General features: G+C 70.0%; 25 protein-coding genes. 8 read left to right on the top strand and 17 right to left on the bottom strand.

Going from position 1 to position 21,707, the window contains the following annotated elements; genetic code table 11:
* Positions 1 to 2 precede the first annotated feature (2 nt).
* Entirely contained in the window at positions 3 to 881 is an 879-nt protein-coding gene (locus FGD71_RS40200) for a hypothetical protein (RefSeq protein WP_240437010.1), read from the top strand.
* Here FGD71_RS40200 and FGD71_RS40195 read toward each other — a convergent pair.
* Both FGD71_RS40195 and FGD71_RS40190 read right to left on the bottom strand, forming a co-directional pair.
* Positions 827 to 2,824 carry a serine/threonine-protein kinase gene (locus FGD71_RS40195; protein ID WP_119105497.1) on the bottom strand — a complete coding sequence of 666 codons (1,998 nt, stop codon included), beginning with the start codon at positions 2,822 to 2,824 and terminating at the stop codon, positions 827 to 829. The two genes, FGD71_RS40200 and FGD71_RS40195, sit on opposite strands and share 55 nt — an antisense overlap.
* 96 nt (positions 2,825 to 2,920) lie before the next feature.
* The gene (locus FGD71_RS40190; protein ID WP_119105496.1) at positions 2,921 to 4,246 is read right to left on the bottom strand and encodes a DUF6986 family protein; all 1,326 of its coding nucleotides are present in this window, start codon (positions 4,244 to 4,246) and stop codon (positions 2,921 to 2,923) included.
* A 193-nt stretch (positions 4,247 to 4,439) separates the two neighbouring features.
* Here FGD71_RS40190 and FGD71_RS40185 point away from each other — a divergent pair, with 193 nt between their 5' ends.
* On the top strand, positions 4,440 to 5,375 hold the full coding sequence (locus tag FGD71_RS40185) for an endonuclease/exonuclease/phosphatase family protein (protein ID WP_240437009.1): 936 nt from the start codon (positions 4,440 to 4,442) through the stop codon (positions 5,373 to 5,375).
* Positions 5,376 to 5,436: 61 nt separating this feature from the next.
* Here FGD71_RS40185 and FGD71_RS40180 read toward each other — a convergent pair whose 3' ends face one another.
* From FGD71_RS40180 to FGD71_RS40165, 4 genes are all read right to left on the bottom strand, one after another.
* The gene (locus tag FGD71_RS40180; RefSeq protein WP_119105495.1) at positions 5,437 to 6,399 is read right to left on the bottom strand and encodes an electron transfer flavoprotein subunit alpha/FixB family protein; all 963 of its coding nucleotides are present in this window, start codon (positions 6,397 to 6,399) and stop codon (positions 5,437 to 5,439) included.
* 55 nt (positions 6,400 to 6,454) lie between these two features.
* Entirely contained in the window at positions 6,455 to 7,240 is a 786-nt protein-coding gene (locus FGD71_RS40175) for an electron transfer flavoprotein subunit beta/FixA family protein (protein WP_119105494.1), read from the bottom strand.
* A gap of 230 nt (positions 7,241 to 7,470) precedes the next feature.
* Complete coding sequence (locus FGD71_RS40170; protein ID WP_119105493.1) at positions 7,471 to 7,980, bottom strand: flavin reductase family protein; 510 nt, start codon at positions 7,978 to 7,980, stop codon at positions 7,471 to 7,473.
* A 226-nt stretch (positions 7,981 to 8,206) separates the two neighbouring features.
* The gene (locus tag FGD71_RS40165; RefSeq protein WP_119105492.1) at positions 8,207 to 8,629 is read right to left on the bottom strand and encodes a TlpA family protein disulfide reductase; all 423 of its coding nucleotides are present in this window, start codon (positions 8,627 to 8,629) and stop codon (positions 8,207 to 8,209) included.
* 75 nt (positions 8,630 to 8,704) lie between these two features.
* On the opposite strand from FGD71_RS40165, the gene FGD71_RS40160 reads away from it, so the two are divergent.
* Positions 8,705 to 9,121 (top strand): DUF4395 domain-containing protein, encoded by a 417-nt coding sequence (locus FGD71_RS40160; protein ID WP_119105491.1) that lies wholly within the window; start codon positions 8,705 to 8,707, stop codon positions 9,119 to 9,121.
* A gap of 203 nt (positions 9,122 to 9,324) precedes the next feature.
* On the top strand, positions 9,325 to 10,053 hold the full coding sequence (locus tag FGD71_RS40155; protein ID WP_119105490.1) for a lysophospholipid acyltransferase family protein: 729 nt from the start codon (positions 9,325 to 9,327) through the stop codon (positions 10,051 to 10,053).
* 25 nt (positions 10,054 to 10,078) lie between these two features.
* Here the strand turns inward: FGD71_RS40155 and FGD71_RS40150 are convergent, their stop codons facing one another.
* From FGD71_RS40150 to FGD71_RS40130, 5 genes are all read right to left on the bottom strand, one after another.
* Complete coding sequence (locus tag FGD71_RS40150) at positions 10,079 to 10,771, bottom strand: B3/B4 domain-containing protein (protein ID WP_119105489.1); 693 nt, start codon at positions 10,769 to 10,771, stop codon at positions 10,079 to 10,081.
* 22 nt (positions 10,772 to 10,793) lie between these two features.
* On the bottom strand, positions 10,794 to 11,366 hold the full coding sequence (locus tag FGD71_RS40145) for a transglutaminase domain-containing protein (RefSeq protein ID WP_119105488.1): 573 nt from the start codon (positions 11,364 to 11,366) through the stop codon (positions 10,794 to 10,796).
* 91 nt (positions 11,367 to 11,457) lie between these two features.
* The gene (locus FGD71_RS40140) at positions 11,458 to 12,528 is read right to left on the bottom strand and encodes a threonine aldolase family protein (RefSeq protein ID WP_119105487.1); all 1,071 of its coding nucleotides are present in this window, start codon (positions 12,526 to 12,528) and stop codon (positions 11,458 to 11,460) included.
* Entirely contained in the window at positions 12,525 to 13,271 is a 747-nt protein-coding gene (locus FGD71_RS40135) for an SDR family NAD(P)-dependent oxidoreductase (protein WP_119105486.1), read from the bottom strand. The genes FGD71_RS40140 and FGD71_RS40135 overlap by 4 nt, the downstream gene beginning before the upstream one ends.
* Before the next feature lie 38 nt (positions 13,272 to 13,309).
* Complete coding sequence (locus FGD71_RS40130; RefSeq protein ID WP_119105485.1) at positions 13,310 to 14,707, bottom strand: DUF6421 family protein; 1,398 nt, start codon at positions 14,705 to 14,707, stop codon at positions 13,310 to 13,312.
* 435 nt (positions 14,708 to 15,142) lie between these two features.
* Between FGD71_RS40130 and FGD71_RS40125 the strand changes: the two genes are divergently transcribed.
* Positions 15,143 to 15,826: a glycerophosphodiester phosphodiesterase gene (locus FGD71_RS40125; protein ID WP_119105484.1), complete on the top strand. Its 684-nt coding sequence runs from the start codon at positions 15,143 to 15,145 to the stop codon at positions 15,824 to 15,826.
* Here FGD71_RS40125 and FGD71_RS40120 read toward each other — a convergent pair.
* Positions 15,816 to 16,370 carry a GNAT family N-acetyltransferase gene (locus FGD71_RS40120; protein WP_119105483.1) on the bottom strand — a complete coding sequence of 185 codons (555 nt, stop codon included), beginning with the start codon at positions 16,368 to 16,370 and terminating at the stop codon, positions 15,816 to 15,818. The genes FGD71_RS40125 and FGD71_RS40120 overlap by 11 nt on opposite strands.
* A 72-nt stretch (positions 16,371 to 16,442) precedes the next feature.
* On the opposite strand from FGD71_RS40120, the gene FGD71_RS40115 reads away from it, so the two are divergent.
* Positions 16,443 to 16,829, top strand: coding sequence for a VOC family protein (locus FGD71_RS40115; protein ID WP_119105482.1), 387 nt, complete (start codon positions 16,443 to 16,445; stop codon positions 16,827 to 16,829).
* A 53-nt stretch (positions 16,830 to 16,882) separates the two neighbouring features.
* Here FGD71_RS40115 and FGD71_RS40110 read toward each other — a convergent pair whose 3' ends face one another.
* Together FGD71_RS40110 and FGD71_RS40105 are read right to left on the bottom strand one after the other, a co-directional pair.
* Positions 16,883 to 17,254, bottom strand: a complete 372-nt coding sequence (locus FGD71_RS40110; RefSeq protein ID WP_119105481.1) for a VOC family protein — start codon at positions 17,252 to 17,254, stop codon at positions 16,883 to 16,885.
* A 30-nt stretch (positions 17,255 to 17,284) separates the two neighbouring features.
* Complete coding sequence (locus FGD71_RS40105) at positions 17,285 to 18,250, bottom strand: LLM class F420-dependent oxidoreductase (RefSeq protein WP_119105480.1); 966 nt, start codon at positions 18,248 to 18,250, stop codon at positions 17,285 to 17,287.
* Positions 18,251 to 18,378: 128 nt separating this feature from the next.
* Between FGD71_RS40105 and FGD71_RS40100 the strand changes: the two genes are divergently transcribed.
* Both FGD71_RS40100 and FGD71_RS40095 read left to right on the top strand, forming a co-directional pair.
* Positions 18,379 to 19,026: a diguanylate cyclase gene (locus tag FGD71_RS40100; protein WP_119105479.1), complete on the top strand. Its 648-nt coding sequence runs from the start codon at positions 18,379 to 18,381 to the stop codon at positions 19,024 to 19,026.
* Positions 19,023 to 20,024 (top strand): SMP-30/gluconolactonase/LRE family protein, encoded by a 1,002-nt coding sequence (locus FGD71_RS40095; RefSeq protein WP_119105478.1) that lies wholly within the window; start codon positions 19,023 to 19,025, stop codon positions 20,022 to 20,024. Before FGD71_RS40100 ends, FGD71_RS40095 begins: the two co-directional genes overlap by 4 nt.
* On the opposite strand, the gene FGD71_RS40090 is transcribed toward FGD71_RS40095, so the two are convergent.
* From FGD71_RS40090 to FGD71_RS40080, 3 genes are all read right to left on the bottom strand, one after another.
* The gene (locus FGD71_RS40090) at positions 20,017 to 20,532 is read right to left on the bottom strand and encodes a flavin reductase family protein (protein ID WP_119105477.1); all 516 of its coding nucleotides are present in this window, start codon (positions 20,530 to 20,532) and stop codon (positions 20,017 to 20,019) included. The genes FGD71_RS40095 and FGD71_RS40090 overlap by 8 nt on opposite strands.
* Positions 20,533 to 20,680: 148 nt before the next feature.
* Positions 20,681 to 21,049 carry a DUF6479 family protein gene (locus tag FGD71_RS40085; protein ID WP_119105476.1) on the bottom strand — a complete coding sequence of 123 codons (369 nt, stop codon included), beginning with the start codon at positions 21,047 to 21,049 and terminating at the stop codon, positions 20,681 to 20,683.
* Positions 21,050 to 21,127: 78 nt separating this feature from the next.
* Entirely contained in the window at positions 21,128 to 21,568 is a 441-nt protein-coding gene (locus FGD71_RS40080) for a CBS domain-containing protein (protein WP_119105475.1), read from the bottom strand.
* Positions 21,569 to 21,707 lie beyond the last annotated feature (139 nt).

Below are 21,707 nucleotides of genomic sequence, written 5' to 3'. Positions count from 1 at the left end.
CCATGGCGGATCCCGACAACCGCACACACCGCACCCGCCCCACAGACCGCGGCACCCACCGCGCCCATGGCACCCATGGCACCCATGGCACCCATGGCACGCTGACAGCACTCGGCCTCGCTGAAGCGCCGCGCGACCATCCGCTGAGCTATCCGGGCGCCTGGCCCGAGGAGTCCGTGCTCCTGGACGGCGACCGGCTCTCCCCTCTCACGCGCCTGACGTTCCCGGATCGCGTCCCGGTCCTCGCGGTCGGCTCCAACGCCTGTCCCGCGCAACTCCGGCACAAGATGCGGCAGTACGAGATCTCGTCGCCCATCCCTCTGGTGAAGGCGAAGGTCACAGGCATCGACGTCGGTGTCTCCGCGCATGTCAGCGGGATGGGGTACGTGTCCGCGTCGCCCTTTCGCGTTCGTGGGTTCACCCGGGAACTGTTCGTCACCTGGCTGGACCCGGCGCAGCTCGCGGCGGTCGACGCCAGCGAGGGAGTCCAGGCGCCGTCGGGTGCGTACGACCGTGTCCTGCTGCCCGCTTCCGATGTTCCGGTCGAGCTGGAGTCCGGCGAGGTGCTCGACGGCGCCCATCTGTACGTCAGCCGCCGGGGAGTGCTCCACGACGGCTCCGGTACGCCGCGAAGGCATCCGGGCGAGCGTCCGCTGCTCGCCGAACTCCTCGCGGAGTCACCGCGGTTGCGGGAGCTGTTCGGTTCCACCCCTGAGGAGTTCTGCGCCCGCGCCCGCGGCGACTGGGACCTGTGCGTGCGGGGCACCCGGCTGTTCGCCGAGGAGGGGCGGACGACTGCCTCCGGCCTGGAGAAGTACGTAAGCGATCAGCAGACGGGCAGCCCTGGCAGCGGCGCGTCGTTGTCACCGCCCTTGATGTAGACGTCGCTGACGAAGACGTTCGTGTTGCCGCTGTCGTCGTCCGTCTTCGCCCACCAGACGTTCGTCCACTGCCCGTACGTCTCGCGGCGGCCCAGATTCTGCTGGCAGTAGAAGTAGTTGGTGCCGGCGTTGAGGGTGCCTGCCTCGGCGCCGTCGGCGGTGTAGGACGTGGCCTTGCGCCAGACCTCGCAGTTGTACTTTCCGCCGCCGACGGGGTGGCAGACCGGGGCGGGGCTGGCGCCGCCTTCGCCGCCGGCGCTCGTGCCGCCGCCGTCCGTGGAACCACCGCCGGTCGGCGTCGGCGAGGCGTCGGGGCCCTTCGTCGTCGGCTGTGCGCCCTCCGTGCCCTCGGTGCCCGCCGGCTTCTCGGCCGGCGGCGACGACTGCTTGTCGCCCTCCCCCTGGGTCTCTTGCTCGTCCGACAGGTCCACCGAGCCACGGCTGGCACCCGAGGACGGCGACTCGCCCGCTTCGGCGGTCTTTGCGGGCGGGGCCGCCGTCTTGGAGTCGTCGGAGTTGTTCAGCAGGGCCGCGGTGACGCCGGTCCCGGCCAGGACGATCGTGACCGCCGCGGCGGCGAGCAGGACGCGGCTCTTACGACGCCGGGCCGCACCGGGAGGCGCGCCCCGGGCCGCCTCCGGCTGCGGCGGCCCGAAGCCCGGCCCGCCCGTGGGCGGGGACGCCGGGAGGCCGAATGCCGGTGCCCCGAACGCCAACCGGCCCCCACCGGGAGCCCCGGCGCCCGAAATCCCCGCACCCGCTCCGCCGACACCCGGTCCATCCGCCCCGGATGCCCCCGCGCCCGGAGCTCCTACACCCGATCCGCCGCCCCCTGAAGCCTGCCCGTCCGATCCACTCGCGTCAGGGACACCCGCGCCCGATCCGTCCCCACCTGTCGCCCCAGCGCCTGCCGCGATCGACCCCGGTGGTCCGAACCCCGGCGGTGCCGCCGGTGCGCTTGGCTCGGTGTGCTTGCCTGGTTGCGGTACGGGGCCGCGCAGGTTGGTGGTCGCGGAGGTCTGGTCGGGCGCTCCCGCTGCCTGCCCCGGCTCCGTGCCCGCCACTGCTTCCAACAGTGGGCGTGCCCGGTCGGCCTCCGGCCGGTTCTGGGGCTGCTTGTCCATCAGCTGCCGCAGCACAGGGCCGAGTGGCCCGGCGCGGCGCGGCTCCGGCAGTGGTTCCGTCACGATCGCGGTGAGCGTGGACCACGTCGACGTACGCCGGAACGGTGAGGTGCCCTCGACGGCCGCGTACAGCGTGGCGCCGAGGGCCCATACGTCGGACGCGGGTCCGGGGTCATGGCCTTGGGCGCGTTCGGGCGCCAAGTAGTCCAGGGAACCGACCAGTTCACCGCTGCGGGTCAGATGCGTGGTGGAGCCGTCGCCGGGGTCCTCCATCGTCGCGATACCGAAGTCGGTGAGGACGACCCGGCCGGAGCGGTCGAGCAGGATGTTGCCGGGCTTCACATCGCGGTGCAGTACCCCGGCGCGATGGGCCGCGGCCAACGCGTCCATGACCTTCGCGCCGATCCCTGCGGCTTCCTGCGGGTCGAGCGTGCCCCGCTCACCCAGGACGGCATCGAGGGAGGGCCCGTCCACCAGCTCCATGACGATCAGCGGACGCCCGTCGACCTCGGCCACGTCGTGCACGGCGACGACGCCGGGGTGGCGTATCCGGGCCGCCGCGCGCGCTTCACGCTGCATCCTGACCCTCAGGTCGGCCAGTTCGGGCGCGCCGGCGTCGGAGTACGTCCGCAGCTCCTTGACCGCGACCTCACGACGCAGGACCTCGTCGAGAGCCCGCCAGACGACCCCCATGCCGCCACGCCCGAGCCGGGCCACCACGCGATAGCGTCCGGCCAGGAGCCGGCCGATTCCGTCGGTCCCGCCGGTCTCGTCGGTCCTGTCTGTCCCGTCCCTCTGTTCGTTCTCCCCCGAAGACAACCCCTGCCCCCGTTCCCGTGCCCCGCCATCAAGTGCCGTACAGCCTAGGGGGCAGAGGTGACAGTGCGGGCCGAACGTGACGGCTGTGACGGGCCGTTACTTGGCGGAGATCGTCAGGTCGGCCCGCCTGGGCGTAGCGAAGCCCTCCAGGTCTGCGCGGGTCAGGCCCGCCACACGTGCCACTTCGGCGATGTCGAGGGCCCCGCAGTCCAGGCCCCGCAGCAGGTAGCCGCTGAGCGCCTTGGCGGTCGCGGGCTCGTCCATCACGTCGCCGCCCGCACGGTTGGCGTACCGGGCGAGGCGTGCCGCGGCCTGCTCGAAGCCCTCGCGGTAGAAGGCGAACACGGCCGCGTATCGGGTCGGGATGTGGCCGGGGTGCATGTCCCAGCCCTGGTAGTAGGCGCGGGCCAGGGCTCGGCGGGTGAGGCCGTAGTGCAGCCGCCAGGCGTCGTGGACCTTGGAGGTCGGGCCGACGGGCAGGACGTTGGTGGAGCCGTCCGAGACGCGTACGCCCGTGCCCGCGGCCGCGACCTGCATGATCGCCTTGGCGTGGTCGGCGGCCGGGTGGTCGCTGGCCTGGTGGGCGGCGCTGACTCCGAGGCAGGCGCTGTAGTCGAAGGTGCCGTAGTGCAGTCCGGTCGCGCGGCCCTCGGCGGCCTGGATCATCCGGGCGACGGTCGCGGTGCCGTCGGTGGCGAGGATGGACTGGCTGGTCTCGATCTGGATCTCGAAGCCGATCCTCCCGGGCCGCAGACCGTGCACCTTCTCGAAGGCCTCCAGCAGCCGCACCATGGCGGTGACCTGTTCCGGGTACGTCACCTTGGGCAGCGTGAGCACCAGGCCGTCGGGCAGTGGGCCGGCCTCCATCAGACCGGTCAGGAAGATGTCGAGCGTGCGGATGCCCCGGTCACGCACGGGGGCCTCCATGCACTTCATCCGGATGCCCATGTACGGGGCCGCCGTCCCTCCCCCAGCCTCCGGCCGGGAGGTGCCCCCGTCGTACGCCGCCGCGATCAGCCGGGCGGCCCGCGCCGCGGTCTCGTCCTCCTCGGCGTCGGGACGCACGCCGTAGCCGTCCTCGAAGTCGACGCGGAGGTCTTCGATCGGCTCCCGCTCCAACTTGGCGCGCACGCGGTCGTACACCGGCCCGGCGAGCTCGTCGGCGAGGCCGAGCACGGCGGCGAACGACGCGGCGTCCGGGGCGTGTTCGTCGAGCGCGGTGAGAGCTTGGTCACCCCAGGAGCGGATGGTGTCGGCGGCGAACGCGTCGCCGGGTACGTAGACGGTGTGGACGGGCTGGCGGGTGCCGGGGTCGCCGGGGTAGCGGCGCTCCAGCTCCGCATCGACGGGGGCGAGCCGGGCACTGATCTCCCTGCTCACGCTGCCCGCGAGGCTGGTCGTCACCCTCTCCTGCCGACTCATCCCAGACACCCCTTCTTTCCGTTACACGGAATGACAGATCCGTATGGTGAAGCTATCCGGCGTGCTTCTCGGTGGTCAACACCTCCTCCAGCACAGCCTTGACAGCCACCCACCTGTTCACTCCTGTCTTGACTCGTTCTTCCGCACCGCCCCGCACACCCTTCATCCTGGCTCGTGAGAGACAGGAGAACGTGTGCTGAACGCCAGCCGAGTGTCGCGTCGCCAGAGCATCAAGACCACGGCGGTCGCCGCACTCACGGTGCCCTTCTTCGGTTCGAGGGACGCGGCAGGTTCGCAGGAATCCGGGGTGCCCGCCACCGTCGCCGAGCAGGGAAGCCGGGGACGCGGCGGCCAACTCGACATCATGACGTTCAATCTGCGCTTCGCGAGCAACGAGGGCGAGCACAGCTGGCCGGCCCGCCGCCCCGTGATGCGCGAGCTGCTGCGCACGGCGCAGCCGCACGTCATCGGTACCCAGGAGGGCCTCTATCAACAACTGCGGGACATCGAGGCCGATCTCGGCCCGCACTACGACTGGATCGGCACCGGCCGCGGTGGAGGCAGCCGTGATGAGTTCATGGCCGTCTTCTACGACACCCGGCGGCTGGCTCCGGTCGAGTTCGACCACTTCTGGCTCTCCGGCACGCCGTACGTGATCGCCTCCAACACCTGGGGCGCGGACTGGCTGCGCATGGTGACCTGGGTCCGCTTCCGCGACCGTCGCGCCGACGGCCAGGAGTTCTACGTCCTCAACACCCACCTGGACAACGTGAGTCAGTACGCGCGAAAGCGGTCCGTGGGTCTCATAGGCGAGCGGCTTGCCGAGCTCGACCGCTCCTTACCGCTCCTGGTGACCGGCGACTTCAACGTCCCGGCCCACAAGAACACGGTGTACGACGCGATGCTGGACCTCGGGCTGGTGGACGTCTGGGAGACGGCGGCCGAGCGGAGTAAGGCGTACAAAACGTTCCACGGCTACCGGCCGCTGGTGCCGGACGGCAACCGGATCGACTGGATCCTGGCCACACCCGGCGTGACGGCGCACCGTGCGTGGATGGACACGTTCTCGCGCGACGGGCAGTTCCCCAGTGACCATCTGCCCGTCCAGGCGTCACTGAGTCTCGGTTGAGCGCGCCGAAGGCCCCTGCGCCCGCGACGGTCGCAGGGGCCTTCGCGGCACCCGGATCGGCTCAGCCCTTGCGGGCCTCGACCTCCTCGGTGAGCTGCGGGACGACGTCGAAGAGGTCGCCGACGACGCCGTAGTCGACCAGGTCGAAGATCGGGGCCTCGGCGTCCTTGTTGATGGCCACGATGGTCTTCGAGGTCTGCATGCCGGCCCGGTGCTGGATCGCACCCGAGATGCCCGAGGCGATGTACAGCTGCGGGGACACGCTCTTGCCGGTCTGGCCGACCTGGTTGGAGTGCGGGTACCAGCCCGCGTCCACCGCGGCACGCGAGGCACCCACGGCCGCGCCGAGGGAGTCGGCCAGCGCCTCGATGATCGAGAAGTTCTCGGCGCTGCTGACACCACGGCCGCCGGAGACCACGATCGCGGCCTCGGTCAGCTCCGGACGGCCCGTCGACTCACGCGGCGTACGGCCGGTGACCTTGGTGCCGGTCGCCTTGTCGGAGAAGGACACGGCGAGCGCCTCCACGGCGCCGGCGGCCGCAGCGGGCTCCACGGCGGCCGAGTTCGGCTTGACCGTGATGACCGGGGTGCCCTTGGCGATACGGGACTTGGTGGTGAACGAAGCGGCGAACACCGACTGCGTGGCCACCGGACCGGAGTCGCCGGCCTCCAGGTCGACGGCGTCGGTGATGATGCCCGACCCGATGCGCAGCGCCAGACGCGCGGCGATCTCCTTGCCCTCCGCGGAGGACGGCACCAGCACGGCGGCCGGGGACACCTGCTCATAGGCGGCCTGCAGCGCGTCCACCTTCGGCACGACCAGGTAGTCGGCGTACTCGGAGGCGTCGTGGGTGAGGACCTTCACCGCGCCGTGCTCGGCGAGCGCGGCGGCGGTGTTCTCGGCGCCGGAGCCGAGGGCGACAGCGACCGGCTCGCCGATGCGACGGGCCAGCGTCAGCAGCTCCAGGGTGGGCTTGCGGACGGCACCGTCCACGTGGTCGACGTAGACGAGAACTTCAGCCATGGGACTTCTTCTCTCCTGCTTGCGAAGTGTGCGGGGCGGTCGGCGAATACGGGGCTCAGATGAACTTCTGGCCCGCGAGGAACTCGGCGAGCTGCTTGCCGCCCTCGCCCTCGTCCTTGACGATCGTGCCGGCCGTGCGCGCCGGGCGCTCGGCCGCGGAGTCCACGACCGTGTGAGCACCGTCCAGACCGACCTGCTCCGCCTCGAGGTCGAGGTCCGACAGGTCCCAGGACTCCACCGGCTTCTTCTTGGCCGCCATGATGCCCTTGAAGGACGGGTAACGCGCCTCGCCCGACTGGTCGGTGACGGAGACCACGGCCGGCAGGGAGGCCTCCAGCTGCTCCGACGCGGCGTCGCCGTCACGGCGGCCCTTCACCGTGCCGTCCTCGACCGACACCTCGGACAGCAGGGTCACCTGCGGAACACCCAGCCGCTCGGACAGCAGCGCAGGAACCACACCCATGGTGCCGTCGGTGGACGCCATACCGGAGATCACCAGGTCGAAGCCGGCCTTCTCGATCGCCTTCGCCAGCACCAGGGAGGTGCCGATGGCGTCGGTGCCGTGCAAGTCGTCGTCCTCGACATGGATGGCCTTGTCCGCACCCATGGACAGGGCCTTGCGCAGCGCGTCCTTGGCGTCCTCGGGGCCGACGGTGAGCACGGTGATCTCCGCGTCATCGGCGTCCTCGGCGATCTGCAGCGCCTGCTCGACCGCGTACTCGTCGAGCTCCGAGAGCAGACCGTCCACGTCGTCCCGGTCGACGGTCAGGTCATCGGCGAAGTGCCGGTCGCCGGTGGCGTCGGGCACGTACTTCACAGTGACAACGATCCTCAAGCTCACGCCGGCTCTCCTACTGCAATCGACATTTCCGAGCTGCCTTGTTTCCAGCAGCATAGGCGCCTCGAGCGGCCCGTCCCGGTTGGGGCGGCCTGCGCTCCGACCCAAATATTACTCGTCAGTACATCCAGTTCATCCCCGCTAAGCAAGCGCTTTGAACTGTGACCTTTGCAACGCAGCGTAATCGGAACTCGACGCTCTCGCAGAAGCGCGGGCGCCACGGCCCGCCGAGATCAGTCCCGCAGTCCATTGAAGCGCCCCTGGTGATAGAGGAGCGGGCGGCCCGCGCCGGTGGAATCGCCGAGGAGGACCTCGGCCAGGACGATGCGATGGTCCCCCGCGGGAACACGCGCGACGATGCGGCAGACGAGCCACGCCAGGACGTCGTCGAGCAGAGGCACTCCTTCGGGGCCCTCCCGCCAGCCGGTCGGCGCACCGAAGCGGTCGGCGCCGCTGCGGGCGAACGTGGCCGCCAGCTCCTGCTGATGGTCGCCGAGTATGTGCACGCCGACGTGGTCCGTCTCGGAGATCACCGGCCAGCTGGAGGCGCCGGTGCCGATGCCGAAGGAGAGCAGTGGGGGCTCGGCCGAGACCGAGGAGAGCGAAGTGGCGGTGAAGCCGACCGGGTTGCCGCCGCCCTGGGCGGTGATCACGGCGACTCCCGCCGCGTGCCGCCGGAAGACGGAGCGGAGCAGGTCCGGAGAAGCGAGTCGAGGTGTGTCGAGGTCGGGCGTGGCCGCCATGGAGTTGTCCTTCTGCGAGACGTCGCGAGCGGGTCCTGAGCTGCTCAACAGCCCGGACAGCGCGCGCTCGCGGTGCGGACGAGGTCCACATGGACGCGCTCGTGGAGAAGGAGTTCCGGCGGCACCCGGCCAGGCTGACGACAGGTGGTGCGCACAGTCAAGCGCGTTCCGGCAACTGGGAGATGCGTCACCGTCTGCCCCAAGTCTGCCCCAATGGGCCTGGGCGTCATGGCGCGCCGACGGCCTCACCGAGCGCGGCGATCACATCCGCCTTGCGCGGCTGCCCGGTCGCGCGTCGCACGACACGCCCATCGGCGTCCAGCACGAGCACGGTCGGCGTCTTGAGGATGTCGAGTTCGCGCACGAGATCCAGGTGGTCCTCGGCGTCGATCTCGACGTGGGTCACACCCGGGACCATCCCGGCGATCTCGCCGAGCACCCTGCGGGTCGCACGGCAGGGCGCGCAGAAGGCACTGGAGAACTGGACGAGCGTGGCCCGTTCACCGAGGTCCTCGCCCAACTCGGCGACCCCGAGCCGCTTCCCGTCGTCCCGCCCGCGCACTACGACCCTCCCGTTCCGCCGCCGGTGCAGCACTCCAAAAACGCTCGCCACCGCGAGCACCGCCACGCACACCACAAGTCCCGTCATCCTCGCCTTCAGCGTTCACGCGACCGCAAAGATTCCCGGGCTCACGGGACCCGGACCATGCGGAATGCTTGGTTCATGGACATCGATGTGAGGGGGCCGCGTTTCGGGGCCGCCGTGACCACCGCCGTACTGGCCGCCGTGCTCATCACCGGGAGCGTCTGGCTGCTGGCCTGGCAGACGCTCAGCTTCGCGCTCGGCGCGACCGGAGGTGTGGGGCGCTCGCCGTACGGCTGGCTGTTCCGCAAGGCCGTACGTCCGCGGATCGGGCCGCCCACGGAGTTCGAGTCGCCCGAGCCGCCGCGCTTCGCCCAGGCCGTCGGGCTGGTCTTCGCGCTCATCGGGCTGGTCGGCTACGCGTGGGGGCCGTTGTGGCTGGGGCAGGCCGCGATCGGCTGCGCGCTCGCGGCGGCGTTCCTGAACGCCGCGTTCGGGTACTGCCTGGGCTGCGAGATGTTTCTGCTGGTACGCCGCCTGACGGCGCGCGCAGAGTAACGCCATGGAGTAAAAGGCGGGGAAAGCGCGCAGGTGGATCACCTGCGACGTGACGAGAATCTCGCCGTTCAGCGGCACCAGGACTGGCTACTCGTCCGTTCTTACGGCACGATCTGCGCAATGCCGTAAACCTACGGCTGCGTAACTTCCCCGCCGGGAACCGCCCTTCCCAGGCAGAGCAGAGAGAAGGGTTCACTCCGTTCATGGCTGAGCTTGCTTACCGTCCTGCCATCGGTCTCGCCCGCACGTTGTTCAAAGCCTGGGACCTGAAGATCGACTGCAAGGGATCGGAGAACATTCCGCGCTCGGGCGGTGCGGTGCTGGTGAGCAACCACATCAGCTATCTCGACTTCATCTTCGACGGTTTCGCCGCGCTGCCGCAGAAGCGCCTGGTCCGCTTCATGGCGAAGGAGTCGGTGTTCCGGCACAAGATCTCCGGTCCGCTGATGCGCAACATGAAGCACATCCCCGTGGACCGCAAGAACGGTGAGGCGGCGTACGCGCACGCGCTGGACTCGCTGCGTTCCGGTGAAATCGTCGGGGTCTTCCCGGAGGCCACCATCTCGCAGTCGTTCACGCTCAAGAGCTTCAAGTCGGGTGCAGCGCGCATGGCCCAGGAGGCCGGCGTTCCGCTGATCCCGATGGCGCTGTGGGGTACGCAGCGGCTGTGGACGAAGGGCCACCCGCGCAACTTCAAGCGCAGCCACGTCCCGATCACCATCCGGGTCGGCGAGGCGATCGAGGCTTCCCGCGACAAGTACGCGGGCGCGATCACCCGGCAGTTGCGCGAGCGCGTGCAGGAGCTTCTGGAAGCCGCTCAACGCGCCTACCCCGTGCGCCCCAAGGGTCCGAACGACACGTGGTGGATGCCCGCGCACCTCGGCGGCACGGCCCCCACCCCCGAAGAGGTGCGGGCGGCCGAGGCGCGCTGAGCCACCGCTTCGGGGCCCGGGGCCACTATCGAGGGGCGTGGACGGTGATCCGCGCACCGGGGCTGAACTTCTCCAGCAGTTCGGCGAGTTCGGCTCCGGCCGCCTCGACCGTGGCCACGGGCATCGGCGCCAGGTTCTCCAGCAGGAAGAGCCCGGAAGTGGACTCCTCCGTGAGCCGCGTACGCGGACCCTGGCGCCAGTTCCAGCGCCGGCAGGTCACACCTGCCTCGTCGCGCCACACCACCTCGCCCGCGTCGGGGTGCTCGACGACCTCCTCGCCCGCCGCGACGGTCACGAAAGCCTCGTCGCCCGTGGCTCGCACGAGTCGCATTCCGCCCTGGATGCGGGCGATGTCCTCGCCACCCACCGGGATCAGATGGGCGACGCTGATCGCGTTGTAGAGGTCGACGAGCAGGTTGATCCGGGGCAGGCCCGCGGCCGACAAGGCCCGCTTGGCCAGTGCCTCCGCCGAGTTGCGCGTACGCGACGGTTTGGCGCCGAAGGCCGTGTACGTCTCCCGCCAGGCGGCCATGTGCGGGTCCTCGTGCGGGGGACGCCCTTCGAGTCGTACGGCGAGACGGCGGGCCGCGTCGTCCAGGATTGCCGAAGTGCCGTCCGTGCTGGGCCCGTTGACGAGTCCGTACGCCTCGACGGTGACGTAGGTGAAACGGGGCGCGAGGGCGCGCACCTCGTCGGACACGGTGAGCGTGAGAGTCATCGTCTGCTGTGCCTGCCTTGCCTCAGAGTGCGGTGGGGAGGGTCTGCCACAGATGCTCCCGGTCACGGGCGGCCTTCAGGGCGCGCAGCACGACCGGGTGAGGTTCAGCATACAGAACCGGATAGTCCATCTCATTGGACTCCGGATCGAGGGCGAAGGCCAGACGCTCGCCATCGAGCGAGAACCGGGCGTCGACCCCCGGCTTGTTTCCGCGAGGGTCCTGCCGGTGCCACGCCCCGTTGAACCGCACGGCGATCAGACCGTGCACCATGTCGAACTTCTGGTAGCAGAGCGCCGTGGGGATGTCCTCGGCCCGCAGCAGCGCTGCCAGCGCGTGGGCCTTGGCGTGACAGATACCGGTGCCCTGCTCCAGGACGTCGGAGGCGCGCCAGGTGACACGCGGGTCGCCGCTGTCGGCCGAGTGCGGGATGGTGTCGCGAATGAATTCGTACGCCGCTTGCGCATAGGCATACGAGTCGGCGACCGTCGAGGCAAGGTGCGCCGCCGTCTCCCGTACGCGCGGATGATGATGATCGATGACCTCGCCAGCGGCCAAATAAGTGGACAGGTCGGCAGTTTCCTGGATCAGCTCCATGCCCGCAGAGCATAGGAACGCGGCCGAACGGGAGTCAATGACTTTTCCATCAGCCGCATACCTATGCAGAGCCGGAGCTCGGTGTGGCTCGCTAGCGCGCCATCTCCTCCTTGAGCGCCGCCACGAAGCCGTCCACGTCGTCCTCAGTCGTGTCGAAGGAGCACATCCAGCGGACGTCACCGGCGGCCTCGTCCCAGAAGTAGAAGCGGTAACGCTTCTGCAGACGCTCGCTCACGTCGTGCGGCAGCCGCGCGAAGACCGCGTTGGCCTGGACGGGGTACAGGATCTCGACGCCGTGCACGGCGCGCACGCCCTCGGCGAGGCGCTGGGCCATCTCGTTGGCGTGCCGGGCGTTGCGCAGCCAGAGATCCCTGGCGAGCAGCGCCTCCAACTGCACCGAGATGAAGCGCATCTTGGAGGCGAGCTGCATCGACAGCTTCCGCAGGTGCTTCATGTGGCTGACGGCGTCCTGGCTGAGGACGACGACGGCCTCGCCGAACAGCGCGCCGTTCTTGGTGCCACCGAAGGACAGGACGTCCACGCCGACCGCGTTGGTGAACGCCCGCATCGGGACATTCAGCGAGGCGGCCGCATTGGCTATCCGGGCCCCGTCGAGGTGCACCTTCATACCGCGCGCGTGGGCGTGCTCGCAGATGGCACGGATCTCGTCGGGGGTGTAGACGGTGCCGAGTTCGGTGTTCTGTGCGATCGAGACGACCTGCGGCATGGCCCGGTGCTCGTCCTCCCAGCCCCAGGCCTGCCGGTCGATCAGCTCGGGCGTGAGCTTGCCGTCGGGCGTGGGCACCGTGAGCAGCTTGAGGCCGCCCATGCGTTCGGGGGCGCCGCCCTCGTCGACGTTGATGTGCGCGCCCTCCGCGCAGATCACCGCGCCCCAGCGGTCCGTGAGCGCCTGGAGTGCCACGACGTTGGCGCCCGTCCCGTTGAAGACGGGGAACGCCTCGGCACTCGCGCCGAAGTGGCTGCGCATCACCTGCTGGAGGTGGCCGGTGTAGTCGTCCTCGCCGTACGAGACCTGGTGGCCGCCGTTCGCCAAGGCGAGGGCGGCGAGCACCTCGGGGTGGGCCCCCGCGTAGTTGTCACTGGCGAAACCGCGGACCTCCGGGTCGTGATGACGCCGGGCGTCGGTCTTCGGAGGGTTCACGGCTTCTCGGTCAGCCACAGACGCTTTCCATTCACTTCGGCGGCGGGCCTCTCCCAGACGCCGGCGATGGCCTCGGCCAGCTCCTTGACGTCCGTGAAGCCCGCGAACTTCGCGTTGGGACGCTCGGCGCGCATCGCGTCGTGCACCAACGCCTTCACAATCAGGATGGCAGCAGCGGACGTCGGGCCCTCCGCTCCCCCAGCCTTGCGGAAGTAGTCGGCCATGGCCAGCGTCCACGCCTCGGCGGCGGCCTTGGCGGCGGCGTAGGCGGCGTTGCCCGCGGTGGGCTTGCTGGCGCCCGCGGCGCTGATCAGTACGTACCGGCCGCGGTCGCTGCGCTGCAACGCCTCGTGGAAGGCGAGGGAGGTGTGCTGCACTGTACGGATGAGCAGCAGCTCCAGCAGGTCCCAGTCGTCGAGATTCGTCTTGGCGAAGGTCTCGCTGCCGCGCCAGCCGCCCACGAGGTGGACGAGGCCGTCGACACGCCCGAAGTCCTTCTCGACGCGCGTGGCCCAGTCTCGGGTCGACTCCCGGTCGAGCAGGTCGACCGTGTCCCCGACGACGGTGGCACCGCCGTACGCATAGCGCGCCGAGTCCACGGCCTCGGCCAGCCGCTCCGGGTCGTTGTCCGAGCCGACGACGACCGCACCCTCCTCGGCGAGCCGCAGCAGAGTGGCCCGGCCGGCGGGACCGCCCGCGCCGGCCACCGCGATCACCGCGCCGTTGAGCGCCCCGTTCCCCATGATCCTCGCCTCCTGAGCAGTCGTCTCGGTGCGGTCGCTCACGCGGCCACCCGCTCGGCGCTGTCCGCCGTGATGCCCTTGGTAGAGGCGATCACGTTCTTCAGCTTCTTGGAGAGCGCCTCATAGAACATGCTCAGCGGAAACTCGTCCGGAAGCACGTCGTCGACGAGTTTGCGCGGCGGCTGGCTCAGATCCAGGGCGTCCGGGCCCTTGGCCCACTTGGAGCCCGGGTGCGGGGCGAGGTAGGTGGAGACCAGTTCGTAGCCGGCGAGCCAGTGGACCAGCTTCGGGCGGTCGATGCCGTCGCGGTACAGCTTCTCGATCTCGGCGCACAGCTCGTTGGTGACCTGCGGGGCGCGCTGCCAGTCGATGAACAGCTTGTTGTCGCTCCAGCGGACGACGTCGTGCTTGTGCAGGTACGCGAAGAGCAGCTGGCCGCCGAGGCCGTCGTAGTTGCGGACGCGTTCGCCGGTGACGGGGAAGCGGAACATCCGGTCGAACAGCACCGCGTACTGCACGTCACGGCCCTGCGGGAAGCCGTCGTCCGCCAGTTTCACGGCCTCCCTGAAGGCGGTGAGGTCGCAGCGGAGCTCCTCCAGGCCGTACATCCAGAACGGCTGGCGCTGCTTGATCATGAACGGGTCGAAGGGCAGGTCGCCATGGCTGTGGGTGCGGTCGTGGACCATGTCCCACAGGACGAACGCCTGCTGGCAGCGATCCTGGTCGCCGACCATCTCGCGGACGTCGTCGGGCAGGTCGACGCCGAGGATGTCGACGGCGGCCTCGGTGACCCGGCGGAAGCGGGCCGCCTCCCGGTCGCAGAAGATGCCGCCCCAGCTGAACCGCTCGGGGGCTTCACGGACGGCGATGGTCTCCGGGAAGAGGACGGCCGAGTTGGTGTCGTAGCCCGAGGTGAAGTCCTCGAAGGTGATGCCGCAGAACAGTGGGTTGTCGTAGCGGGTGCGCTCCAGCTCGGCGAGCCAGTCCGGCCACACCATGCGCAGCACGACCGCCTCGAAGTTGCGGTCCGGGTTGCCGTTCTGCGTGTACATCGGGAAGACGACCAGGTGCTGGAGGCCGTCCTCGCGGTGCGCGGCGGGCTCGAAGGCCAGCAGCGAGTCCAGGAAGTCGGGCACCTTGAAGCCCTCGTCCACCCAGCGGCGCAGGTCCTTGGTGAGCGCCTGGTGGTAGGCCGCGTCGTGCGGCAGCAGCGGGGAGAGCGCCTCCACGGAGTCCACGGCACGGCGTACCGCGAGCTCGGCCTCGCCCCGATCCGGCGCGCCCTCGGCGTCGAAGTCGATCGAGCCGTCCTTGGACTGCCATGGCCGGATCCGCTCCACAGCATCCTTGAGCACGGGCCAAGCCGGGTGGTCCACCACCCTGCCACCGGAAGGAACCTGCTCCTCCGTGCCCACCTGCACAAGAATTTCCGTCATGCCCCATCCTCCACGGGAGAACCTCGCGTATAGACACCGTATGCATGCGGGGTTCCTTCCCACAAGTGGGAAGGTCGGGAAATCATCCTGTCCAGCGCTATCTATGCCGCTCTTTTTCCTGTCAGGCATCGCTCAGACGATTACTTTCGCTCATCGGTGGGTAACCACACCAGCCACACGTGTCCTCCAGGAGCTCCGGTACGACAGCGGAACCGAGCCCGCGCAACCGGAGCGCTCGGTCAACTCTCTCGGGACGCGCCCACTCAGGGGTGATCCGATACACCGCGCGAGCCGTGCCGGGCGGCTGGAACGCGTCATTCCCCGGTGTCGGACAGGGTTCATCGCCGAGACTGGCGATTAGGCTGCGGCCTTGCCGCGTGGGTACGGGACCGCAGCGCGGCAGTCGAGCCGCCGTCGACGGAAGCGGAGTCAGCCTTGAACTTCCTCACCATCGGTCATCGCGGAATCATGGGTGTCGAACCCGAGAACACCCTTCGTTCCTTCGTCGCCGCCCAGCAAGCGGGCCTCGACGTGATCGAACTCGATCTGCATCTGAGCAAGGACGGCGAGCTCGTCGTCATGCACGACGCCGACGTGGACCGGACCACCGACGGTTCGGGACCGATCGCGGAGAAGACCCTCGCCGAGCTGCGCGCGCTGGACGCGGGGCACGGTGAACGCATCCCGGTCTTCGAGGAGGTACTGGACGCTGTCTCGGCACCCCTGCAGGCCGAGATCAAGGATGTCGCGGCGGCCCGGGCACTGGCCGAGGTCATGCACCGGCGGGATCTGGTCGGCCGGGTCGAGGTGCTGTCGTTCCACGACGAGGCCATCGCCGAGATCGCGCGGCTCGTCCCAGGCGTACGCACCGCGCTGGTCGCCAGCCGGTACGGCACCGACGTCGTCGAGCGCGCCACGGCGGTCGGCGCCACCACTCTCGTACTGAACATCCGGCGGCTCACGCTGGAGGTCGTCGAGCGCGCGCGCAAGGCGGACCTGCGGATCATCGGCTGGGTGGTCAACACGCAGGACCATCTGCGGCTGGTGCGCGCCCTGGAGCTCGACGGGGCGACCACCGACTACCCGGAGATCAAGCGCACCGGCCGCTTCACGGCGTAAGCGGCTTCACCAGGAGCTCGAACTGCAGGTCGTCGCGCTGCGGAACGCCGAACCGTTCGTCGCCGTACGGGAAGGGGGTCATCTCTCCCGTACGGCGGTAGCCGCGCCGCTCGTACCAGGCGATGAGGTCCTCGCGTACGGAGATCACGGTCATGTGCATCGCGCGCACGCCCCACGTCTCGCGTGCGTGCCGCTCCGCCTCCGCGATGATCACCTTGCCGAGACCCGCGCCCTGGAGCGCCGGGCTGACCGCGAACATGCCGAAGTAGGCGTGGTCACCGCGGTGTTCGAGCTGACAGCAGGCGATCATGGTGCCCTCGCGCTCTACGGTCAGCAGGCGGCTGTCGGGCGACTTGATGACCGCGCGTACGCCCTCCGGATCCGTCCGCTGCCCCTCCAGGATGTCCGCCTCGGTGGTCCAGCCGGTTCGGCTGGAGTCTCCTCGGTAGGCCGACTCGATCAGCGCCACCAAGGCTTCGACGTCGGCGTCGGTGGCGTCTCGGAAGGTCAGGCCGGTGTCGGCGGTCTCCTCGGCGGTCTCCATGGAACGGCTCCGGTCTCGGGCGGGGCTCGGGCACCGACGAGCTTAGGGCCTGTCCGGCTAAGGTGCGGGGGCATGGTGCATGTACTGAGCAGCCGGACCTTGCTCCGCCCCACTGACCCTCATCGCTCCCGCGCCTTCTACGGCGAGCAACTGGGCCTGCCCGTCTACCGGGAGTTCGGCACCGGCCCCGAACGCGGCACCGTCTATTTCCTCGGCGGTGGCTTCCTGGAAGTCTCGGGCCGCTCCGAAGAACCCCCCTCCCCCGCTCTCAAACTGTGGCTCCAGGTGGCGGACGTGACCGCCGCGTACGAGGAACTGACGGCGGCGGGCGTGGAGGTGCTGCGGCCCCCGGTCAAGGAACCGTGGGGCCTGATCGAGATGTGGCTCACCGACCCCGACGGAACCGAGATCGTGGTGGTGGAGGTGCCTGCGGACCATCCGCTGCGGTACCGGCCGTAAGGGCCCCACCGCGAAGCCGGCCGGCCTCTGCCGGGACACTGAGGCGGCCGCCGTCATTCCCAGCACAGGCAGAATGGATGGCCGACGGGGTCCGCGTACACCCGGAACCCGCGACGCCCGTCCTCGTCGTCCAGGTCGAGCGGGGTGGCGCCGAGGGCCAGGACCTGGGCTTCGGCGGTGTCGATGTCCGAGACGGTGAAGTCCAGGTGCAGCTGCTGGGAGTTGTCGTCGGCGCGTGGCCAGTGCGGCGGGCGGAAGCCGGGGGCGCGCTGGAAGGCGACGCGATGGCCGTCGGGCACGTAGAGGTCGTACCAGTCGTCGTTGTACTGCTTGATGTCGCCGCCGAGCACTCCCGCGTAGAAGGTGGCGAGGGCCGCGGGGTCCGGACAGTCCAAGGCGACGAGGCGGTACTGGGCGATGGCCATGGCGGGAAAGTCCTTTCCTTCAAGCCTGGTTCACAGGTCCTTCAGCGCCGGCAGCAGCTTCTTCTCCGCCCAGTCCAGGAACGGGTGCTGGTGGTCACCGCCGACCTGGACGAGTGCGATCTCGGTGAAGCCCGCGGTGACGTAGGGGCGTACGGCCTCGACGAAGGTGTCGACGTCGCCGCCGCACGGAATGGTCTCCGCGACATCCTCCGGACGTACGTTCTGGGTGGCGGTGTCGAAGTTCGCGGGGCCGGGCAGTTCGGCGTTGACCGGCCAGCCGCCCAGCGCCCAGCGGAACTGCTCGTGGGCCCGGCCGATGGCCGCGTCCTTGTCGGGGTCGTAACAGACGGGCAGTTGCCCCACCTTCGGCTTGCCGCTGCCGCCGTGCCGTTCGAAGGAGTCCACCAGCTCGGTCTTCGGTTCGGTGGCGATCACCAGGTCGGCCAGCCGGCCGGCCAGTGCGCAGGAGCGCTCGCCCGAGACGGCGACGCCGATCGGGGGCGCCTCGTCGGGGACGTCGTACAGCTTGGCGTTCGTCACGTCGAAGTGCGTGCCGTGGTGGTTCACGCTCTCACCGGAGAACAGGGCGCAGATGATCCGGACGGCCTCTTCCAGCTTCTCGAGGCGGACGTGTGCGGCCGGCCAGCCGCCGCCCACCACGTGCTCGTTGAGATTCTCGCCGGAGCCGAGCCCGAGCCGGAAACGGCCTTCGGCGAGCAGCTGCGTCGTGGCGGCCTTCTGGGCGACGACCGCCGGGTGATAGCGCGTCGTCGGGCAGGTCACATACGTCATGAGGGGAATCCTGGACGTGGCCTGCGCCGCGGCACCCAGCACGCTCCACGCGTACGGAGCGTGCCCCTGTTCCTCCAGCCACGGGAAGTAGTGGTCGGAGGTGACGGAGAAGTCGAATCCTGCTTGTTCCGCGGCCACCACGTGCTGCACGAGTTCACGAGGGCCTGCCTGCTCGGTCATCATCGTGTATCCGATTTGCACCATGCGTTCCTAGTAGCCGGTCAGGGGTACCCGAAACGTGCCTCAGGCGGGGCGGGGACACGGGGTGTGCGTGGGCCGGTGCCGGGTACCGGGGCCGGGCATGTGCATCCTCGTGTGCGACGGAGGTTCCGATGGCTCTGCCCGGCAATTCCCTGACCAGGTCCTGGCAGCGATGGCGCCACTGGCGACAAGGACGCGACCGGTTACCGGTCTCCCTCACGTCCACCGGAACCGAGGACGCGAACCGGAGGTTTCTGCTGTACGGGGTGCTGCCGCTATGGGTCGTGCCGGCGGTCGCCGACTGGTGGATGCACCGGCGCACCCGGATCGAGCACACCTCCGGGACCAAGGAGTCCGTCGTACACGCGCTGATGATGACCGAGGCCGGGATCCCGGTCCTCATGGGCCTCCTGGCCCGGATCAACCCGCTCGTCCTGTCCGTGATGGGCGGGGCCGCTGCGGCTCACAGCGCCACCGCCCTGTACGACGTGACGCTGGCCGTCGAGGAGCGGGAAGTCCGCCCCGTCGAGCAGCACATCCACAGCTTCCTGGAGGTACTGCCGCTGTCGGGGCTGGCCTTCACGGCGTGCCTGCACTCGGATGAGGTCCGCGCGACCCTGCGCGGCGGTCGCGGCCCCGACGACTGGAGGCTGCTGCCCAAGGACCGGCCGCTGTCCGCCGCGTATCTGGCCGGGCTGGGCGTGGTGATCGGTGCCGGGGTGGTGCTGCCGTACGCCGAGGAGCTGCGGCGCTGCGTCCGGGCCCAGCGCTCTTCATGACACCGCGAGCGCACCGGCCGGGGCGCCGAACCGCACCCGCGGGGCTGCCACCCCTCAGCCGCGTACCTGTCGGCGGCACGGGCCCGGAGGATGTCGTCGTCGACCGCGAAGGCCACGTGATCACGGGTGTCGAGGACGGCCGCATTCTGCGTGTCCGTCCGTACGGCCGTCCCGTCGACGTGGAACAAGTCGCCCACACCGGAGGTCGGCCACTGGGGCTCGAAGTCCTGCCGGACGGGCGGTTGTTGGTGTGCGACGCGGAGCGCGGGCTGCTGCGTGTCACCCCGGGTCGCGGGAACGGGGCGGTCGAGGTCCTCGTCGACTCCGTGGCGGGAGCGCCGCTGCGGTTCTGCAGCAACGCGGCCGCGGCGGCCGACGGCACCGTGTACTTCACCGTCTCCAGCAGGCGCTACGGGCTTCAGGACTGGCTCGGCGACCTGATCGAGGACACGGCGACCGGCGGGCTGTTCCGGCTCCGGCCCGGCAGCGACGCAGCCGAACTCCTCCTGGACGGCCTGCGTTTCGCCAACGGAGTGGTCCTCTCCGAGGACGAGTCCTGTGTCGTGGTGGCCGAGAGCGGCGCGTACCGTCTCACCCGGCTGTGGCTGTCCGGGGCGCGTGCCGGCCGCCAGGACACCCTGATCGAGAACCTGCCGGGCTTCCCGGACAACCTTTCGCGTGGCGCGGACGGGACGATCTGGGTCGCCCTGGCCGGCCCGCGCCAAGCGCCCCTCGACTGGTTGCGTCAGGCGCCCGTGGGAGTGCGCCGTGCGGTCTGGCGGATCGTCCGTCCGCTCCGCGTACGCCCGCGTCCGGTCGCGCGCGTCATGGGCGTCGGCCCCGACGGCCGGGCCCGCCACGATCTCGGGCGCCGCCGTGTCGGCTACCGCATGGTGACCAGCGTGCACGCATGCGGGAGCGCCTTGGTTCTGGGCAGCCTCCTGGAGGACGGGATCGCGGTGTGCGCGGCGCCGGTGAGCGAGGACGTGATCAGCTGACGGGATGCCCGGCGGTGATGCCGTCGACGTCACTCAGGCGCAGCGGCTCCCGATCCGTACAGTCCGTACTCCCCGTGCGCCCCGTGCGCGCGCTGGTCCCGCCCGTGACGGGGCTGAGGAGGAAGCCGACGTGATCTCCCGCGTCGGTACGCCCTTCCACCCGGCCGACGAACCAGGCGAGCGTGCCGTCCAGTACGGGAACGCCGTCGGGGCCCGGCGTCCAGGCCGCGCGTGCGAACTTGTCCACGTGGTCGCCGGTCTCGCCGCCGAACAGCTCCGCGAGCGCGTACTGGTCGCGACCGGGCAGATGCACCGCGAGCCGTTCCGCGGAGCGCGCCACCCGGAAGGTCCGGTTGAGCGTCGACAGCCACACCATGAACCGGGCAGGCCGGATCGAGCACTGCGAGGCGAAGCTCACCAGGCAGCCCGCCCGCTCCCCGTGGGCCGTGGCGGTCACCACGTACACGGGGTGGTCGAGCCGCTCGACGAAGGACTCCATGACCGTCATGTCGGTGCCTGGCCCTCTGGCCCGGGATCGCGGTCCGTCCTCATGGCGCGGCGCCCACCTCTCGATGGCGGGTTCGGGCGGCAGGGCAGCCGCCGACGGGCCGGGGCTCCGTCACGTGCCCCGACCCGCCGAGAGTGGCAGCCGGCCCTCAGTGGTGCCCTGGCCCGCCGCTGCCGAATCCGCCGCTGCTGCCCTCGTTCCAGGTCGGCGGCTTCTGGTTCTTCGCGCGACGCGAACCCATGTTGCCGAGGGCCCGCAGCTCGTGCGGGAGGAGCACCGTGCCGTCGTGCGGCATCTCATCGGGCTCACGCATCTCACTGATCTCGTGGACGGCGCCGGTCTCGGGCAGGTGGGGCTGGTCCTCGGGGCGCGGGGGGCCGGGTTCACGGGCGCGCACGCGTTTGCCCAGCCAGACCGCGGCGATCAGCATCAACGTGATCGTCAAGCCTGCTCCGAGAGGGAGGGCCACGGCCGCGACTTCAGGAGGGATGGCCAAACCTCTGCCGAAGGTGTCCATGACGGGCGAGTACCCCCGGGGACCGGGCGAAACAGGTGCACCACAGGCGTCGTGTGAGCCACTCCTGAACCGCGCGGGTCACGTCGCCGACGGGCCCCGTCCGGGGCTGGGCGCGGCCCGGCTGATGTCGGCGAGCGCGGAGTTCGGGTCCCGGTTCGCCGCCAGATCGCCGAGGCTGACCATGCCGACGGGCCTGCCGTCCTGCACCACGGGGAGCCGGCGCACCGCGTGCCGCCGCATCAGCGCGACAGCGGCCGAGGCCTCCTCGTCGGGGCCGACGCACACCGGGTCCGGCGTGCAGATCGAGCCGACGTCGATGATGCGCGGGTCACCGGCATCCGCCACCACGCGCAGCGCGATGTCACGGTCAGTGACCAAGCCGAGCAGTCGGTCCCCGTCGGCGACGAGGACGCCGCCGAGGTCCTGGTCCCGCATCAACCGGGCCACCTCCGCGACCGACGCGCCGGGTTCGACCGTCGTCGCACCGGGTGTCATGACGTCGTACACCAACTGGACCATTCCATTCACCTTTCCGGTTTCCGATTTCCGGTTTCCGGTCTCTGAGCCCCCGAGCCCTGAACCCCGAGCTCTGCCTGGATCTTTCCGGGCCGCGCCGCGTGCAGTACCCCTGCCCCGTCCTCCCAACCTTCCTGACAGT

Origin of the sequence: Streptomyces sporangiiformans, assembly GCF_005768555.2 — a bacterium.
In the GTDB taxonomy this organism is placed as follows: domain Bacteria; phylum Actinomycetota; class Actinomycetes; order Streptomycetales; family Streptomycetaceae; genus Streptomyces; species Streptomyces sporangiiformans.
This window is presented reverse-complemented; position numbering and strand designations above follow the sequence as displayed.